Genomic DNA, 18134 nt, shown 5'->3' on the forward strand with positions numbered 1-18134 from the left:
TGATTCAGCTTAGCTGCCGCTTTTAAGCGCTGATTGCAGCTGCGCCCGACACGATCTCGGAGAGTTCTTTCGTGATCGCTGCCTGGCGGGTCTTGTTGTAGACCAGCTTCAGCTCGCCGATGACGTTGCCCGCGTTGTCGGTTGCGGCCTTCATCGCCACCATGCGCGCCGACTGCTCGGACGCCAGGTTCTCGGCCACCGACTGGTAGATCAGCGCTTCGACGTAGCGCATCAGCAGCTCGTCGATGACGACTTGCGCGTCCGGCTCGTAGATGTAGTCCCACGAGTGGCCGCCTTCGTCCGCCTTCAGGTGCCCGGCCGGCAGCGGGAGCAGCTGCTCGACCACCGGTTCCTGGCGCATGGTGTTGATGAACTTGGTGTAGCACAGGTACACCGCGTCCAGCTGACCATCCTGGTAAGCGTCGAGCATGACCTTGATCGGGCCGATCAGCTTTTCCAGGTGCGGGGTGTCGCCGATTTGCGTGACACTCGAAACGACCTTCACGCCGATGCGGTTCAGGAAGCCCAGACCTTTGTTGCCGATTGCAACGACTTCAATGCGATTGCCCGCGGCTTCCAGCTCGCGGGTCTTCTGCGTCACCTGGCGCAGCACGTTGGTGTTCATGCCGCCGCACAGACCCTTGTCGGTCGTGACGACGATGAAGCCGACGGCTTTCGCTTTCGTGTCCTTGGCATTCGCCATGAACGCGTGGGTGTACTCCGGGTTCGCAGTGGCGAGGTTGGCCGTGATGTTGCGGACCTTCTCGCTGTAGGGACGGGCGGCGCGCATCCGGTCCTGCGCCTTGCGCATCTTGGACGCGGCGACCATTTCCATCGCCTTGGTGATCTTCTTCGTATTTTCTACGCTTTTGATCTTGCCACGTATCTCTTTGCCTGCTGCCATGAGCCCTTACTCCTTATAGGGACCGGGTCGCCCCGGTCCCGCATTCCATCAGATAGCCGCGCTTAGAACGACTTCTTGAAGTCGGCGATGGCGGCGGCCAGCGCTGCTTCGCCGTCCTTGTCCAGGGCCTTGGTCTCGTCAATCTTCGACAGCAGGGCACCGTGGCTGGACTTCAGGAAGTTGTGCAGACCGGCTTCGAAATCCAGCACGCGCTTGACTTCGATATCGTCGAAATAACCTTTGTTGACGGCGAACAGCGATGCGGCCATCAGCGAGATCGGCAGCGGCGAGTACTGCTTCTGCTTCAGCAGTTCGGTCACGCGTGCACCGCGGTCCAGCTGTTTGCGGGTCGACTCGTCCAGGTCCGATGCGAACTGCGCGAACGCAGCCAGCTCACGGTACTGCGCCAGGTCGGTACGGATACCGCCGGACAGGCCCTTGATGACCTTGGTCTGGGCAGCGCCACCGACGCGCGACACCGAGATACCTGCGTTGATCGCCGGACGGATACCGGCGTTGAACAGCGAGGTTTCCAGGAAGATCTGGCCGTCGGTAATCGAGATCACGTTGGTCGGCACGAAGGCCGAGACGTCGCCAGCCTGGGTTTCGATGATCGGCAGTGCGGTCAGCGAACCGGTCTTGCCGGTCACGGCGCCGTTGGTGAAGGCGGACACGTAGTCGGCGTTCACGCGAGCGGCACGCTCCAGCAGACGGCTGTGCAGGTAGAACACGTCGCCCGGGTAAGCTTCGCGGCCCGGCGGACGGCGCAGCAGCAGCGAGATCTGGCGGTAGGCGACGGCCTGCTTCGACAGGTCGTCGTACACGATCAGCGCGTCTTCGCCGCGGTCGCGGAAGTATTCGCCCATCGCGCAGCCCGAGTAGGCCGAGATGTACTGCATGGCTGCCGATTCCGAAGCGGAAGCGGCGACGACGATGGTGTACTCCATCGCGCCATGCTCTTCCAGCGAGCGCACGATGTTCTTGATGGTCGAGGCCTTCTGGCCGATCGCCACGTACACGCAGGTCATGTTCTGACCCTTCTGGTTGATGATCGCATCAACTGCCACGGCCGACTTGCCGGTCTGGCGGTCGCCGATGATCAGCTCGCGCTGGCCACGGCCGATCGGCACCATCGCGTCGATCGACTTGATACCGGTCTGCATCGGCTGCGAGACGGATTCACGCGCGATCACGCCCGGGGCGATCTTTTCGATCGGAGCGGTCAGCTTGGCGTCGATCGGACCTTTGCCGTCGATCGGCTGGCCCAGTGCGTTGACGACGCGGCCACGCAGTTCCGGGCCGACCGGGACTTCCAGGATGCGGCCGGTGGTCTTGACAGTGTCGCCTTCGGAGATGTGCTCGTAAGCACCCAGAATCACGGCGCCGACCGAGTCACGCTCGAGGTTCATCGCCAGACCGAAGGTGTTACCCGGGAATTCCAGCATCTCGCCCTGCATCACGTCCGACAGACCATGGATGCGGCAGATACCGTCGGCGACGGAGATCACCGTGCCTTGGTTACGAACATCAGCCGAACCTTCGAGGCCCTGGATGCGGCTCTTGATCAGTTCGCTGATTTCAGACGAATTAAGTTGCATGAGTGCTAACTCCTAATAGTTTCTTGATGCGTAGGGCAAGGGCTTGGACGCGGTAGACGGTGCAAAGATCCTCAGGCCACCAGCGCGTTGTGCATCTGCTGCAGCTTCGCGCGGACCGAGGTATCCAGCACTTCGTCACCGACGACCACGCGCACACCACCGATCAGCGACGGGTCGACTTCGACCGTGGGGTTCAGCTTGCGGCCAAATTTCTTTTCGAGCGTGGCGGCCAGCGCATTCACCTGGTCGGCCGACATCTCGAAGGCGCTGTAGACAGTCGCGTCGGCAGCACCTTCTTGCGCATTCTTCAGCACAGTGAACTGGGCGGCGATTTCCGGCAACAACGCGATACGGCCGTTTTCGGCCAGCATCACGATGAAGTTTTTCGCTTCGGCGTTCAGCGGCGACTTGACCAGCGACGCAATCGTCTCGGCCAGTTGTGCCGCCGTGACGTTCGGATTGCCGGCAAAAGCCTGCACGTCCGGATTGGCGCCGATTTGCGCCAGTTCCGAGACGATGCCGGACCAGGCCGCCATGTCGCCGTTCTGGGCGACACGGAACAGCGCTTCGGCGTAGGGGCGGGCGACGGTTGCGAATTCAGCCATGATCAGAGCTCGGTCGACAGGCGGTTCAGCAGGTCGGCGTGGGCCGCTGCGTTCACTTCGCGCTTGAGGATCTGCTCGGCGCCGGCCACCGCCAGGCTTGCCACCTGGCCGCGCAGTTCTTCGCGCGCGCGGGTCACTTGCTGCTCGGCGTCGGCCTTGGCAGCTTCGACGATGCGGGCGGCTTCGACGGCAGCGGTCTGCTTGGCTTCTTCGATGATTGCGTGGGCACGCTTTTCGGCGTCGGCGATGCGCTTGGCGCTTTCTTCGCGGGTCGACGCCAGTTCGGCGGCGATGCGTTTTTCGGCGGCAGCCATTTCTGCCTTGCCGCGGTCAGCTGCGGCCAGGCCGTTCGCGATCCTCTGGGCGCGCTCGTCGAGCGCTTTCATCACCGGCGGCCACACGAATTTCATCGTGACGAACACCAGGATGAAGAAGACCACGAACTGAACAAACAGAGTTGCGTTCAGATTCACGGTAAATTCCTTCTCACAAAAACGGATGCCGAACCGGGTAGGTTCGGCTGCTCAGAATCGAATGACGTGTCGATTAGGCGTGGAACGGATTTGCGAAGGCGAACAGCATGGCGATACCAACACCGATCAGGAATGCCGCGTCGATCAGGCCGGCCAGCAGGAACATCTTGGTCTGCAGGGTGTTCATCAGTTCAGGCTGACGTGCCGAAGCTTCCAGGTATTTGCCGCCCATCAGAGCGATACCGATACAGGCACCAATTGCACCCAGGCCGATGATCAGACCGCAAGCCAGCGCAATGTAAGAATAGTCAGTCATTAGAATTACTCCAAAAGTTAATTTAAAAAGCTAGAAAATTACAACTTCTTTACTACCACTATCTTGTTCGTTCTTGCGATCGCGTCGGTCAGTGGCTCTCGTGGGCCTGACCGATGTACACCAGCGTCAGCATCATGAAGATGAAAGCCTGGAGGAGCACGATCAGGATGTGGAAGATTGCCCAAGCCGAACCTGCGACGATTTGGCCGACGATACCGAACGGGCCGGCCAAGGCGCCGAGCAGGGCAATCAACAGGAACAGCAGCTCGCCGGCGTACATGTTGCCGAACAGTCGCATACCGAGCGACACGGTGCGTGCTGCGTATTCGATCATGTTCAACAGGAAGTTGAACGGAGCCAGGTAAATGCCAAACGGTGCGGCGAACAGTTCGTGGATCCAGCCGCCGACGCCCTTGACCTTGACGTTGTAGTACAGGACCACGGCCAGCACGCCCAGCGACATACCCATCGGACCGTTCAGGTCGGCGGTCGGCACGATACGGAAGTGCATTTCACCCAGGCCCATGGTGCGCAGGATGGCGGCGAACAGGTCGACCGGCAGGAAGTCCAGGCAGTTCATCAGGAAGACCCAGATGAAGACGGTCAGGGCCAGCGGCGCGATGAAGCGGCGGTCGCCGTGGATGATCGACTTCGACTGGTCTTCGACCATCTCGACGACGCTTTCGAGCAGGCCCTGGAAGCGGCCCGGCACGCCGGAAGTCGCCTTGCGCGCGCCCAGCCACATGACGAACACGCCGATCACGCCCATCACGATCGACCAGAACACGGTATCGTAGTTGATGACCTTGAAGTTTACGATGAAATCCTGATGGATATTGGTCAGGTGACCCAGGTGGTGCTGAATGTATTCGCCGGCGGTGGGCGCATGCTCCGCGGCGGTTTCTACCGTTGGACTCGTCATTATTTCTGCCTAAATATTAAGATGATGTAACTTTTCAGCGCCACGATGAAGCCGCCCAACAGGGCGAACCAGTTCAGATCGTGGTAAAGCCGCGCCGTCACGTACAGCAGCGCCAGCGTTAAAGCAATCTTTACAAATTCCCAGATGAAGAACGTGGCAGGATTCGCGCCGCCCGGCTTCTGCGTACCGGCAAACAGGCGCATCGCCATGACACCGTTGGGAACGACACAACAAAAGCCGCCTAGTACCGCCGAAAACATCGCAGCCCACCCCCCAATCAGTCCGGCGATCAAGCCGGCCACGATTGTTGCCATCATTTGCAGGGAGACCAAGCGCAGCATTTTTCTTGTTCTTTCGCGCCAGCCGTGTGGAACCGAGTTACGGTATGGTAATTACATGAATCAGCGGGATTATAAGGGCTTATGAAGTGCAGAGTCAAACTCTTCCGTCCTTATATCGCGTCTACAACGATGTAAAAACGACAAAGAAATTTAACGTCAATCCCGGAAAAATCCTACGAAATTCAGCCTATTACAGGGAACATAGTGCGATCTACCAAAAGTCCTGTAGATGCATATACCGGCGATCGATGAGGGGGTGTACTGTGGGCAATTCGACACTTGCCCACAGCTTCGATGCGGATGCGGGATCAGTCGCGCAGGCGGGTCAGCACGCTTTCGAGCACGTCGAGGTCGGCAAAATCGATGATCATCTGCCCCTTGCCCTTCGGTCCCATCTTGAAGGCGACCGGGGTGGCGAGACGGTCGGACAGTTCTTCCTCGAGGCGGACGATGTCGCCCGACTTTTCCTTCTGGCGCGCGGTGGCCGCCGGCGCGTTCTGCTCTTCCAGGGTACGGGCGACCAGTTTTTCGGTTTCGCGTACCGACAGGCGTTTCGCGATCACCTGGGTGGCCAGCGCGATCTGGCTGGCGGCGTCGACCGCCAGCAAGGCGCGCGCATGGCCCATGTCGATATCCCCTGCCATCAGCATGGTCTGCACCGGCTGGGCCAGGTTCACCAGGCGCAGCAGGTTCGACACCGCACTGCGCGAGCGGCCGACCGCGTTGGCGGCCTGTTCATGGGTGAAGTCGAATTCCGAGATGAGGCGCGCGATGCCTTGCGCTTCTTCGAGGGGGTTCAGGTCTTCGCGCTGGATGTTCTCGATCAGGGCCATCGCGGCCGCGTTCTGGTCGTCGACCTCGCGCACCAGCACCGGGATCTCTTCCAGGCCGGCCAGTTGCGCCGCGCGGAAGCGCCGTTCGCCGGCGATGATCTCGTAGCCGATCTCCCCTGCCCCCGTGATCGGACGCACCAGCACCGGCTGCATGATGCCCTGGCTCTTGATGGAGGCGGCCAGCTCGGACAGCGAGCCGTCGTCCATGCGGGTGCGCGGCTGGTACTTGCCGGCCTGGATGCGGGTGACAGGCAGGGCGGACGGGCTGCCGCTTGGTGCGGCCGGGGTCTCGTGGGCGTCGCCGCCGAGCAGGGCGTCGAGGCCGCGGCCGAGTCCCTTCAGTTTTTTGGTTGCCATGATGTTGGACTGTTCTGTTTATATGTGGATTACATGGTCTTGATGCGCTCGACCATCTCGGCGCCGAAGGCGATGTACGCCTGCGCCCCTTTCGACGAAGGATCGAACACCACGCCGGGGATGCCGTACGAGGGCGCCTCGGCCAGTCGAACGTTGCGCGGGATGATGGTCTTGAAGACCTTGTCGCCGAAGTGCTGCTCGAGCTGGCTTGACACCTGCTGCGACAAGGTCATGCGCGGATCGAACATCACCCGCAGCAGGCCGATGATGCGCAGGTCGTGGTTCAGGTTGGCGTGCACCTTCTTGATCGTGTTGACCAGGTCCGACAGGCCTTCCAGCGCGTAGTACTCGCACTGCATCGGGATGATCACGCCGTGCGCGCACACCAGGCCGTTCAGGGTCAGCATCGACAGCGCCGGCGGGCAGTCGATCAGGATGAAGTCGTAGTCGGCGTCGACCTTGGCGAGAGCGTCCTTCAGTCGGCGTTCGCGGTTTTCCAGTTCCACCATCTCGACTTCGGCGCCGGCCAGCTCGCGGTTCGCCGGCAGTACGTCGAAGCGCCCCGCTTCGCTGCGCAGCTTGCTGCTTTCGACGTCGGCCTCGCCGAGCAGCACCTCATAGATCGAGGAGCTCAGGCCGGCCTTGTTGATGCCCGCGCCCATGGTGGCGTTGCCCTGCGGGTCGAGGTCGACCAGCAGCACGCGCTGGTCCAGCTTGGCCAGTCCGGCGGACAGGTTGACGCTGGTGGTGGTCTTGCCGACGCCGCCCTTCTGGTTTGCTACGCAAAAAATTTTCGCCATGTATGCCTTCAAAAAGCCATACCGTTAATACCATTAAAACGATTTATACGATTTACTTGGTAATACGGTATAAACGGTTTATATCGTTTAGCTGGTTACCCTTTGGATGAAAACCAGATGACGTTCCGCCCCCAGCCTGGGCACCTGCAGGGGTTCCACTTTCGTCACCTTCCATTCGGCCGGCAGCCTCTGCCGCTCGTCCTCCGGCGCCACCCCTTTCAGGGCAATGTATCTGCCCTGCTCCGCCAGCAGATGCGCAGACCACTCGACGAAATCCGAGAGGTCGGCAAAAGCACGCGAGGTGATGACGTCGAATTTGTCGCTCACCTCCAGCTCCTGCACCTTCATGGTGTACACGCTGACGTTGGCCAGGCCCAGCTGCGCCTTCACCTGGGTGAGGAAGGCGGTTTTCTTGTGCACGGTGTCGATCATCGACACTTTCATGTCCGGACGGACCACCGCCAGCACGATCCCGGGCAAGCCGCCGCCCGCGCCGACGTCCAGCACGTTGTTCGCACCGGCGAAGGCAGGTACTGCGGCCAGGGAATCGAGCAGGTGGTGAGTCACCATCTGCATCGGATCGCGCAGTGAAGTCAGGTTATAGACGGAATTCCACTTGAACATCAGGGCCAGGTAGTCCAGCAGCTGTTCCTGCTGGGCCGGGCTGACGTCGAGCTGCATCTCGGCGATGCCGTCGCGCAGTACCTGAGCAAGGGCATTGCGGTCGAAATTCTTCATTCGGCAAGCTCCTGCTGCGGCGCCTCGCCGCTGCCTTCCGCTGGCGCATTGGTAAAGCCCTTGGCGCCCCGTTTTTTCAGGTGCACCAGCAGCAGGGAAATCGCCGCCGGGGTCACGCCGGAGATGCGCGACGCCTGGCCCAGGGTTTCCGGACGCTGTTTATCGAGCTTCTGGCGCACCTCGATCGACAGTGCCGTGATCTCCAGGTAGTTCAGGTTTTCCGGCAGTTTCAGGTTCTCGTAGTAGTCGTGGCGCTCCACTTCCCGCGCCTGGCGGTTGATGTAGCCCGAATACTTCAGCTGGATCTCGATCTGTTCCTTCACCGCCGGATCCTCGACGCCGGGACCGGCCAGGGCCTGGCCCTCGTTGCCCTGCAGGGTCATCAGCTTGTCGTACTCGACGCCGGGACGGCGCAGCAGGTCGGCCAGGTTGTACTCGCGTTCAATGGCCTGGCCGATCACGCGTTCGGATTCGACGGCCGCCAGGATGCGCGGGTTGACCCAGGTCGAGCGCAGGCGTTCCAGCTCCAGGGCCACTGCTTCGCGCTTGCGCTCGAAAGCTTCCCATTGCGCATCGCCGACCACGCCCAGCTTGCGGCCGATTTCCGTCAGGCGAATGTCGGCATTGTCTTCGCGCAGCGACAGGCGGTACTCGGCACGGCTGGTGAACATGCGGTAAGGCTCGGCCACGCCCTGGGTGGTGAGGTCGTCGACCAGCACGCCGAGATAGGCTTCCGAGCGGCCCGGGGTCCAGGCTTCCTTGCCCTGGGTCTGGCGTGCCGCATTGATACCGGCAAGCATGCCTTGCGCCGCCGCTTCTTCGTAGCCAGTGGTGCCGTTGATCTGGCCGGCGAAGAACAGGCCGTTGATCGCCTTGGTTTCCAGCGACGCCTTCAGGCCGCGCGGGTCGAAGTAATCGTATTCGATCGCATAGCCGGGACGCAGGATGAAGGCGTTTTCCAGGCCGCGCATCGAGCGCACCAGGGCAAGCTGCACGTCGAAAGGCAGGCTGGTCGAGATCCCGTTCGGATAGAACTCGTTGGTCGTCAGCCCTTCCGGTTCGAGGAAGATCTGGTGCGATTCTTTCGAGGCGAAGCGGTGGATCTTGTCTTCGATCGACGGGCAGTAGCGCGGGCCGACGCCTTCGATCACCCCGGTGTACATCGGGCTGCGGTCCAGACCGTTACGGATGATCTCGTGGGTTTGCGCATTCGTGTGCGTGACCCAGCACGGCACCTGCTTCGGGTGCATGGCGACATTGCCCATGTACGAGAACACCGGCACCGGATCGAGGTCGCCCGGCTGCTCGCTCATGGCGGAAAAGTCGATGCTGCGACCGTCGATGCGCGGCGGCGTGCCGGTCTTCAGGCGGCCCTGCGGCAGCTTCAGCTCTTTCAGCCTGCTCGAAAGGGACACCGCCGCCGGATCGCCGGCGCGGCCGGCCGTGTAATTCTGCAGGCCGACGTGGATCTTCCCGTCGAGGAAAGTACCGGCCGTGAGCACCACGGCGCGGGCGCGGAACTGCAGGCCGATCTGGGTGACGGCGCCGACCACACGGTCGCCTTCGACCATCAGGTCGTCCACGGACTGCTGGAATAGCCACAGGTTCGGCTGGTTTTCCAGGCGCGAGCGGATCGCGGCCTTGTAGAGCACACGGTCGGCCTGGGCGCGGGTGGCGCGCACGGCCGGGCCCTTGGACGAGTTCAGGATGCGGAACTGGATGCCGGCCTCGTCGGTGGCGATTGCCATCGCGCCGCCCATGGCGTCCACTTCCTTGACCAGGTGGCCCTTGCCGATACCGCCGATCGACGGGTTGCAGGACATCGCACCGAGGGTCTCGATGTTGTGAGTAAGCAATAGGGTCTTTTGCCCCATGCGTGCAGACGCGAGCGCCGCTTCGGTGCCGGCATGGCCGCCGCCAACGACGATCACGTCGAATTCTGTCGGAAATAACATGATGGAATGTGCTGCGAGGAGAGTTAAGCTGGGATTATAGATTCTTTTTTCCGTGCAGCTTCAAGTCGGTCCCGAAAACCACAGAATTTTGTTTCACGTGAAACCTTTTTGGAGGAAGGCGGATGAGGCCACAGTTGCTCGCCGCTCACGGAATGTTCGCCGCCCTCCCCGCCATCGCGGCCGGTAAGGTGCCCAGGTCAGGGCCCTGCCGGTCCAGGTGCGCACGCTGGTCGGTACACGCTGCCGGCTCGCGGCCTGCACTAGCGGCGCTACCTACTTGATCGTCAACAGCCACCCGCCGTATGCGCCGCTGCCCGTCGCCACCGATGCCAACGCCTGCGACAAGGCAAGCTGGTGTCCGAACAAAAAGGCCATGGACCCGGCGATTGCTGGTGCATGGCCGGGTGGACCTGGGATGGCAAGGCCTACGCCTAGAGCGCCGCCTGGGATACCGGCAGGCGCCGGCTGATCGCGCCCGGCGGCGCCGGGCTGTTGCCCACTCTCCTTACAACCGTCAAACCGATATGATGAGGCCGCACTGTTTCACGTGAAACATTACCAGCCGAGGTGGCGGAAGGTATCGAAGGCTGTCTTTACAATCAGCAAGGACACGACGACCAGGAAGAGCTTGCGCACGAAACCGCTGCCGTGCTTCAGCGCCAGCCGGGTACCGACCAGCGAGCCGCCGATCTGGCACACCGCCATCACCGCCGCCAGTTTCCAGATCAGGTGGCCGCTGTAGCCGAACCAGATCAGGGCCGAAACATTGCAGGCCACGTTGACGATCTTCGCCGCCGCCGAGGCGCCGAGGAAATCGAAGCCGAAAAACCGCACGAACAGGAAGATCAGGAAGCTGCCGGTCCCTGGACCGAAGAAGCCGTCATAAAAGCCGATCGCGGCGCCGACCCCGACCGCCAGCAGGCGCTCCGTCATGCCGCTGTGGACCGGCGCATGGACCGAACCGAAGTCCTTTTTCTTGAAGGTGTAGACGGCCACCGCCAGCAGGACCAGCGGCAGCAGGCTGCGCACGAAGTCGCCCGGCACGCGGGTCACGGTCCAGGCGCCGATGAAGGCCAGGGCGAAGGCGGCGACGGCTGCCGGCGCCGCCGTGCTCCAGGCCACCTGCACCCGACGCGCATACTTCACCGCCGCGACCGTGGTGCCGCACATCGATGCCAGCTTGTTCGTTCCCAGCAGGGTCGCCGGCACTTCCTTCGGAAACACGGCGAAGATCGCCGGGATCTGGATCAACCCTCCCCCTCCCACCACAGCATCGACTAGACCGGCAAGAAAGGCCGCGCAGGCCAGGGTGACGAGATCAAACATGGGAACAAATGCATAGAGGGAAATCGCCATTGTACGGTAATGAAAGAGGCCAGCTGGTGTAAGCTTGAGCAAACGCAAAACCAACAAGGAGACGCCGTCGATGAGTACCGCCATCCCCGCATTCAGCTTCAGCACCGTGTCCAGCATCGTGTCCGAAGCCGGCGCCTCGCTCAGGCTCGGACAGCTCGTCGCCGAACGTTTCCCGGGCCTGCGTCGGGTGCTGATCGTCACCGATCCCGGCTTCCTGCGCACCGGCCTGGTCGAGCCGCCGCGCGCCAGCCTGGAACGCCAGGGCATGCAAGTGATGGTTTATTCGGACGTGCTCGTCGATCCGCCGGAAGCCGTGGTCGAGGCCGCGGCCCGCTTCGCGCGCAGGCAGGGAACGGAACTGGTGATCGGCCTGGGCGGCGGCAGCTCGATGGACGTCGCCAAGCTGGTCGCGGTGCTGGCCGGCAGCGAACAGCCGCTGGCCGAGATGTACGGCATCGGCAAGGTCGCCGGCAAGCGCCTGCCGCTGGTGCAGGTGCCGACCACCGCCGGCACCGGTTCGGAAGTCACCAACATCGCCATCGTCACCACCGGCGAGAGCACCAAGATGGGCGTGGTCGCTCCCCAGCTCTACGCCGACCTGGCGCTGCTGGATGCGAGCCTGACGGTCGGCCTGCCGCCGGTGGTCACAGCCGCCACCGGCATCGACGCCATGGTGCACGCGATCGAAGCCTATACCAGCCGCCACAAGAAGAATCCGCTGTCGGATATGCTGGCGCGCCAGGCGCTGTCCCTGCTGTCGGCACACATCGTCAAAGCCTGCGAGAACGGCCACGACCTCGACGCCCGCCAGGCCATGCTGCTGGGCGCCTGCCTGGCCGGCCAGGCCTTTTCCAACGCCCCGGTGGCCGCTGTCCATGCGCTGGCTTACCCGATCGGCGGCATCTTCCACGTTGCCCACGGACTGTCGAACTCGCTCGTGCTGCCGCACGTGCTGCGTTTCAATCTGCCGGCGGCCAGCGGGCACTATGCGGAACTGGCCGGCATCGTCGTGCCCCACGCCAGCGGCAGCGAAGAGGCGCGCGCCCAGGCCTTGATTGTTGCGATGCAGCAGATCGCCAAGATCACGGGGGTCGAGACGACGCTGCAGCAGGTCGGCATTACGGAACGCGACCTGGATCGTTTGGCTGACGATGCGATGCTGCAGACCAGGTTGCTGGGGAACAATCCGCGGGAGCTGACGCGCGAGGATGCGCGGGCGATTTACGCGGCGGCGCTCTAACTGTCGTTCCCGGCATTGCCGGAAACGACTTCCCGGAATTGCCGGGAACGACGAGCTAAACGGTACTCCTTTTCGCCCCAAGAAAATCCAGCAGCAAGGCATTCACCCGCTCATGCGCCGTCAGCTGCAGCCAGTGGTCGGCATCGCGGATCCGTTCGAAGCGGAATTCGCCATCCACGTAATGCGCCGAATCGCGCATCTGCTTTTCGCCCAGCGCCGGGTCGCGGTCGCTCCAGATGCCCATCACCGGCACTTTGACGCGTGGATAGGACTGCGGCAGCGCCAGCTTGAGGTTGGCGCGGTAATAGTTCAGCGCCGCAGTCAGCCGTCCCGGCGGACCGAGATCGCGCTTCCAGAAATCGGCCTGGCCCGGCTCGCTGGTGAACTGGCGCAGCGCGAACCAGTCGGCCGCGCGCAGCGTGGCTTCGGCAATGCCCGGCATGCAGAACAGCGGGATATAGGCCATCCGCAACTGCTGCAGGATGCCGGCGTGGGCGATCGCCTTCGGATGGCCGGTCGACAGGACCACCAGGCGCTCGACGCGCTGCGGCACCATGGACGCCAGCTGCCAGCCGAGGATGCCGCCCCAGTCGTGGCCGACGATGCTCACCTTGTCGATCTTCAGTGCATCCAGCAGACCCAGTATGTCGGCCCGGATCTTGTCGAGGGTGTAGTCGAGCACGTGGGGCGGCGCATCCGTGCGGCCGTAGCCGCGCAGGTCGGGCGCCAGCACGCGGAAACCGGCTTGGGCCAGCACCGGTATCTGCTTGCGCCAGACGATGTGGGTATCGGGAAAACCGTGCAGGAGGAGGACCACCGGCCCCTGCCCGGTCGTGGTGGCGTGCATGTGGATGCCGTTCGCATCCAGCATCAGGGATTCGTCGATCACAGCCCCTCCTGTGTGTTAGGCCGCCCTGCTCCCGCGCTTGGCGGCATTGAAAGCCGCCGCGATCTCGCCGACGATGCCGCGCCGGAACAGCAGCACGCAGGCAACAAAGATCAGCCCGGTAACGATGCCGACCGATTCGCCGAGTGACGCAAACCATTCTACATGGGTCGCTTCGACGAGGAAGTTCCCTACGTCGCCGAGCTTGTTTTCGAGGGCGACCACCAGGAAGGCGCCCAGCACCGGCCCGGCCAGCGTGCCCATGCCGCCTACCAGGGTCATCAGGATGACGAGGCCGGACATGGTCCAGTGCACGTCGGTGAGGGTCTCGAAGCCCAGCACCACGGTCTTGGTGGCCCCTGCGAGGCCCGCCAGGGCGCTCGAGAGCACGAAGGCCAGCAGCTTGACCTTGTCCACGTCGTAGCCCAGGGAAATGGCGCGTGGCTCGTTTTCCTTGACCGCCTTCAGCACCTGGCCGAAAGGCGAATGGATGATGCGCACGATCAGCGCGAAGCCGGCCACGAACAGCGCCAGCACCACGTAGTACATGGTCAAATCGTTGCCGAGGTCGAGCAGGCCCAGCAGCTTGCCACGTGGCACGCCCTGCAGGCCATCCTCGCCGTGCGTGAAGGGCGCGCGCAAGGCGCCGAAGTACACCATCTGGGCCAGCGCCAGGGTGATCATCGAGAAATAGATGCCCTGGCGCCGGATCGCCAGCAGACCCATCACGAGGCCGATGGCGCCGGCCGCCAGCACGCCCAGCACGAGGCCGGCCTCGAAAGGCAGACCCAAGGCCGTCAGTGCATAGCCGGTCACGTAGCCGGCGCCGCCGAAGAAGGCGGCATGGCCGAAGGACAGCAGGCCCGTATAGCCGATCAGCAGGTTGAAGGCGCAGGCGAACAGGCCGAAGCACAGCAGCTTCATCAGGAACACCGGATAGCCGACGAAGGGCGCGGCCAGGGCGACCAGCAGGGCCAGGGTGTAGCCGAGTTTTCGATTCATATCACTTTTCCTTGCCGAACAAACCTGCCGGACGCAGCAGCAGCACGATCACCATCACGACGAACACCACCACCTCCGACGCTTCCGGGTAATAGACGCGGGTCAGGCCCTCGATCACGCCCAGGCCCAGGCCGGTGACGATGGAACCGAGGATCGAGCCCATGCCGCCGATCACGACCACGGCGAACACGACGATGATGAGGTTGGAGCCCATCAGCGGCGTGACGTTGATGACGGGCGCCGCCAGTACCCCGGCAAAGCCCGCCAGGGCGACGCCGAAGCCATAGGTGAGGGTCACCATCAGCGGCACGTTGACGCCGAAGGCTTCGACCAGTTTCGGGTTCTCGGTACCGGCGCGCAGGTAGGCGCCCAATCTCGTCTTTTCGATCACGAACCAGGTCGCCAGGCAGACCGTCAGCGAGGCCGCGACCACCCAGGCGCGGTAGTTCGGCAGGATCATGAAGCCGAGGTCGGTGGCGCCGGACAGGGCCTCCGGCACGTCGAGGGTCTGGCCGGAAACGCCGTAGAAGGAGCGGAACACGCCTTCCAGCAGCAGGGTGATGCCGAAGGTCAGCAGCAGGCCGTACAGATGGTCCAGCTTGTACAGCCAGCGCAGCATCGACTTCTCGACCAGGATGCCGAACACCCCGACCAGCAGCGGCGCCAGCACCAGCATCACCCAGTAGTTCAGGCCGAAGGAAGTGACGCCGATGAAGGCGGCAAAGGCGCCCATCATGTATAGCGCGCCATGCGAGAAATTGATGACGTTGAGCAGGCCGAAGATGACGGCCAGGCCCAGCGACAGCATCGCATAGAAAGAGCCGTTGACCAGGCCCAGCAGGAGCTGGCTCAGCATGGCTTGCAGGGGGACGCCGAAGATTTCCATATGAGTTCAGGCTAAAAATTGCGGCAACGTACACAAGCACGTCATTCCCGCGAACATATGCCCGTCATCCCCGCGCAGGCGGGGATCCAAGTTTTTGTGGGTCGCAACAAACTTGGGTCCCCGCCTGCGCGGGGACGACGGCGCCAGAGTTAACGAATTACTTCCACGCCGCGCACTTCGATTCCGCCTTGGTCGTGTAAGCCTGCGAACCCGGAATGGTCGCCACAACCTTGTAGTAATCCCAAGCCCCCTTCGATTCCTTCGGCGTTTTCACTTGCATCAGGTACATGTCGTAGACCATGCGGCCGTCCGGGCGGATCTCGCCGTTCTTGGCGAACATGTCATTGATCTTGGTCTTTTTCAGGTGGGCCATGACCTTGTCGGCATCATCGCTGCCGACCGCCTTCACTGCGTTCAGGTAGTTCGTCGTGGCCGAGTAGTCGGCCGCCTGCAGCATCGAGGGCTGCTTTTTCATCTTGGCGAAGTAGCGCTTCGACCAGGCGCGGGTGGCGTCGTTCTGGTCCCAGTACCAGCCGTCGGTCAGGTACAGGCCCTGGGTCGTGTTCAGGCCGAGGGTGTGGATATCGTTGATGAACACCAGCAGGCCGGCCACCTTCATCTTCTTGGTCAGACCGAATTCGTTGGCGGCTTTTACGGAGTTGATAAAATCGCCGCCAGCGTTCGCCAGGCCCAGCACCTGGGCTTTGGAGGACTGGGCCTGCAGCAGGAAGGACGAGAAGTCGGAGGCGCCCAGCGGGTGCTTCACGCTGCCGAGCACGGTGCCGCCGTTGGCCTTGATGACCTCGGTGGTGTCCTTCTCCAGCGACTGGCCGAAGGCGTAGTCGGCGGTCAGGAAATACCAGCTCTTGCCGCCCTGCTTGACCATGGTGGCGCCGGTGCCGCGCGCCAGCGCCACGGTGTCGTAGGCGTAGTGCACGGTGTAGGGCGAGCATTCCTCGTTGGTGAGCCTGGCGGAGCCGGCGCCGATGGCGATGAAGACTTTTTTCTTTTCCGCGGCAACCTTGGCCATCGCCAGGCTGGCGCCCGAGTTGGTGCCGCCGATCAGCATGTCGACGCCCTGCTGGTCGAACCATTCCCTCGCCTTGCTGGCGGCGATGTCCGCCTTGTTCTGGTGGTCGGCGACGATGAACTGGATCTTCTTGCCGTTGATGGCGCCGCCCATGTCGGCGATCGCCATGCGCACCGCTTCGGCGCCGCCGTTGCCGTCGATGTCCGAGTAGACACCGGACAGGTCGGTGATCATGCCGATCTTGATGGTGTCGCCCGAAACCTGGGCCTGGGCGGGAATGGACAAAAAGGCGGCCGCGGCGGTGGCGGCGATGGCGGTGGCAATGGCGGTGCGTTTCATGGGTCGTCTCCGTTAATGAAAGTTGTTATTCAAACGCCTAGCAATTCGGTGAGTTCGGGCATGCTGGCCTGCAGCTCGGCCGCGTGGATGGTCTTGACGATCTGGCCGTGCTCCATCACGTAGAAGCGGTCGGCCAGCGGCGCCGCGAAGCGGAAGTTCTGTTCCACCATCACGATCGTGTAGCCCTTGGCTTTCAGGGTCGTGATCATGCGGGCCAGGGCCTGCACGATGACGGGCGCCAGGCCTTCCGAGATCTCGTCCAGCAGCAGCAGCCGCGCGCCGGTGCGCAGGATGCGCGCCACCGCCAGCATCTGCTGCTCGCCGCCGGACAGCCGCGTGCCCTGGCTGTTTCGGCGCTCGTACAGGTTGGGGAACATCTCGTAGATCTCGTCCAGCGACATGCCGGCCGCCCTGCCCTTCGAGGCCGCCAGCACGGGCGGCAGCAGCAGGTTTTCCTCGGTCGACAGCGAGGCAAAGATGCCGCGCTCTTCCGGGCAATAGCCGATGCCCAGGTGGGCGATCTTGTAAGTGGGAAGGTGGATGGCTTCAAGGCCGTGGATGCGGATCGAGCCGCGCCGCGTGCCGGTCAGGCCCATGATGGCGCGCAGGGTCGTCGTGCGTCCCGCGCCGTTGCGGCCGAGCAGGGTCACGACCTCGCCCTCGTCGACGGACAGGGAGACGTCGTGCAGGATGTGCGATTCGCCGTACCAGGCCTGCAGGTCCTGGATTTCCAGTGCCGCCGCCATCAGTGCGCTCCTTCGAGTGGCGCCTCGGTGCCCATGTAGGCTTCCATCACCTGTGGATTACGCGAGACTTCGGCATAGTTTCCTTCTGCCAGGATGGCGCCGCGCTGCAGCACCGAGATGCGGTCGCAGATGCCGGACACCACGTTCATATTGTGCTCGACCATCAGGATCGTGCGTCCGGCCGATACCTTCTTGATCAGTTCCGTCACCCGGTGCACGTCTTCGTGGCCCATGCCCTGGGTCGGTTCGTCGAGCAGCATCAGTTCCGGCTCCATGCCCAGGGTAGTGGCGATCTCGAGCGCGCGCTTGCGGCCGTAGGGCAGATCGGCGGTCAGCGTATCGGCAAAGCTGCCGAGGTCGACTTCCTCGAGCAGCGCCATCGCGCGCTGGTTCAGCTGGTCGAGGGAGCGTTCGCTGCGCCAGAAATGGAAACTCGTGCCCAGCGCGCGCTGCAGGCCGATGCGGACGTTTTCCAGCACCGTCAGGTGGGGAAAGACGGCCGAGATCTGGAAGGAACGGATGATGCCCATGCGGGCGATCTGGGCCGGTTTCGCGCCCGTGATGTCGCGCCCGTTGAACAGGATCCGGCCCGAGGATGGCACCAGGAACTTGGTCAGCAGGTTGAAACAGGTGGTCTTGCCGGCGCCGTTGGGGCCGATCAGCGCATGAATATGGCCGCGCTGCACCTGCAGGTCGACGCTGCTGACCGCCGTAAAACCCTTGAATTCCTTGGTCAGCTCGCGCGTCTCCAGAATGACGTCCGCCATCACTCCTCCATTGCCAAACTTACATATTTTCAGGATTCCC

General features: G+C 62.9%; 19 protein-coding genes. 1 reads left to right on the plus strand and 18 read right to left on the minus strand.

Annotated elements, in window-relative coordinates:
- Positions 1-22 precede the first annotated feature (22 nt).
- The 12 genes from atpG to AC1DOP_RS24170 all read right to left on the minus strand — a co-directional run bounded on the left by atpG (position 23) and on the right by AC1DOP_RS24170 (position 11168).
- Positions 23-904, minus strand: coding sequence for a F0F1 ATP synthase subunit gamma (atpG, locus tag AC1DOP_RS24115; RefSeq protein WP_442123900.1), 882 nt, complete (start codon positions 902-904; stop codon positions 23-25).
- A gap of 62 nt (positions 905-966) precedes the next feature.
- Complete coding sequence (gene atpA / locus AC1DOP_RS24120; protein WP_442123901.1) at positions 967-2502, minus strand: F0F1 ATP synthase subunit alpha; 1536 nt, start codon at positions 2500-2502, stop codon at positions 967-969.
- Positions 2503-2573: 71 nt separating this feature from the next.
- On the minus strand, positions 2574-3107 hold the full coding sequence (locus AC1DOP_RS24125; protein ID WP_442123902.1) for a F0F1 ATP synthase subunit delta: 534 nt from the start codon (positions 3105-3107) through the stop codon (positions 2574-2576).
- 2 nt (positions 3108-3109) lie between these two features.
- The gene (locus AC1DOP_RS24130) at positions 3110-3580 is read right to left on the minus strand and encodes a F0F1 ATP synthase subunit B (RefSeq protein ID WP_442123903.1); all 471 of its coding nucleotides are present in this window, start codon (positions 3578-3580) and stop codon (positions 3110-3112) included.
- A gap of 73 nt (positions 3581-3653) precedes the next feature.
- Positions 3654-3896: a F0F1 ATP synthase subunit C gene (gene atpE, locus AC1DOP_RS24135; protein WP_052234347.1), complete on the minus strand. Its 243-nt coding sequence runs from the start codon at positions 3894-3896 to the stop codon at positions 3654-3656.
- A gap of 88 nt (positions 3897-3984) precedes the next feature.
- The gene (gene atpB, locus AC1DOP_RS24140; RefSeq protein WP_442123904.1) at positions 3985-4818 is read right to left on the minus strand and encodes a F0F1 ATP synthase subunit A; all 834 of its coding nucleotides are present in this window, start codon (positions 4816-4818) and stop codon (positions 3985-3987) included.
- Entirely contained in the window at positions 4818-5159 is a 342-nt protein-coding gene (locus tag AC1DOP_RS24145; RefSeq protein ID WP_442123905.1) for an ATP synthase subunit I, read from the minus strand. Before AC1DOP_RS24145 ends, atpB begins: the two co-directional genes overlap by 1 nt.
- Before the next feature lie 308 nt (positions 5160-5467).
- Entirely contained in the window at positions 5468-6349 is an 882-nt protein-coding gene (locus AC1DOP_RS24150) for a ParB/RepB/Spo0J family partition protein (protein WP_442123906.1), read from the minus strand.
- Positions 6350-6378: 29 nt separating this feature from the next.
- A complete protein-coding gene (locus tag AC1DOP_RS24155; RefSeq protein WP_442123907.1) occupies positions 6379-7149 on the minus strand; it encodes a ParA family protein in 771 nt (256 codons plus the stop codon).
- Positions 7150-7236: 87 nt separating this feature from the next.
- Complete coding sequence (gene rsmG, locus AC1DOP_RS24160) at positions 7237-7887, minus strand: 16S rRNA (guanine(527)-N(7))-methyltransferase RsmG (RefSeq protein ID WP_477253799.1); 651 nt, start codon at positions 7885-7887, stop codon at positions 7237-7239.
- The gene (gene mnmG, locus AC1DOP_RS24165) at positions 7884-9842 is read right to left on the minus strand and encodes a tRNA uridine-5-carboxymethylaminomethyl(34) synthesis enzyme MnmG (protein ID WP_477253801.1); all 1959 of its coding nucleotides are present in this window, start codon (positions 9840-9842) and stop codon (positions 7884-7886) included. The genes rsmG and mnmG overlap by 4 nt, the downstream gene beginning before the upstream one ends.
- Before the next feature lie 555 nt (positions 9843-10397).
- Positions 10398-11168 carry a sulfite exporter TauE/SafE family protein gene (locus AC1DOP_RS24170; protein ID WP_477253803.1) on the minus strand — a complete coding sequence of 257 codons (771 nt, stop codon included), beginning with the start codon at positions 11166-11168 and terminating at the stop codon, positions 10398-10400.
- A 112-nt stretch (positions 11169-11280) separates the two neighbouring features.
- Between AC1DOP_RS24170 and AC1DOP_RS24175 the strand changes: the two genes are divergently transcribed.
- Entirely contained in the window at positions 11281-12438 is a 1158-nt protein-coding gene (locus AC1DOP_RS24175) for an iron-containing alcohol dehydrogenase (protein WP_477253825.1), read from the plus strand.
- Positions 12439-12493: 55 nt separating this feature from the next.
- Here the strand turns inward: AC1DOP_RS24175 and AC1DOP_RS24180 are convergent, their stop codons facing one another.
- The 6 genes from AC1DOP_RS24180 to AC1DOP_RS24205 all read right to left on the minus strand — a co-directional run bounded on the left by AC1DOP_RS24180 (position 12494) and on the right by AC1DOP_RS24205 (position 18094).
- Positions 12494-13327, minus strand: coding sequence for an alpha/beta fold hydrolase (locus tag AC1DOP_RS24180; protein ID WP_442123911.1), 834 nt, complete (start codon positions 13325-13327; stop codon positions 12494-12496).
- A 15-nt stretch (positions 13328-13342) separates the two neighbouring features.
- Entirely contained in the window at positions 13343-14326 is a 984-nt protein-coding gene (locus AC1DOP_RS24185) for a branched-chain amino acid ABC transporter permease (RefSeq protein WP_477253805.1), read from the minus strand.
- Between the two features lies 1 nt (position 14327).
- On the minus strand, positions 14328-15212 hold the full coding sequence (locus AC1DOP_RS24190) for a branched-chain amino acid ABC transporter permease (protein WP_442123913.1): 885 nt from the start codon (positions 15210-15212) through the stop codon (positions 14328-14330).
- Positions 15213-15369: 157 nt separating this feature from the next.
- A complete protein-coding gene (locus AC1DOP_RS24195; RefSeq protein WP_442123914.1) occupies positions 15370-16581 on the minus strand; it encodes an ABC transporter substrate-binding protein in 1212 nt (403 codons plus the stop codon).
- A gap of 29 nt (positions 16582-16610) precedes the next feature.
- Positions 16611-17327 (minus strand): ABC transporter ATP-binding protein, encoded by a 717-nt coding sequence (locus tag AC1DOP_RS24200; RefSeq protein ID WP_477253807.1) that lies wholly within the window; start codon positions 17325-17327, stop codon positions 16611-16613.
- Positions 17327-18094 (minus strand): ABC transporter ATP-binding protein, encoded by a 768-nt coding sequence (locus AC1DOP_RS24205; protein WP_477253809.1) that lies wholly within the window; start codon positions 18092-18094, stop codon positions 17327-17329. The genes AC1DOP_RS24200 and AC1DOP_RS24205 overlap by 1 nt, the downstream gene beginning before the upstream one ends.
- Positions 18095-18134 lie beyond the last annotated feature (40 nt).

It is taken from the genome of Massilia sp. 01N410 (genome assembly GCF_056399665.1).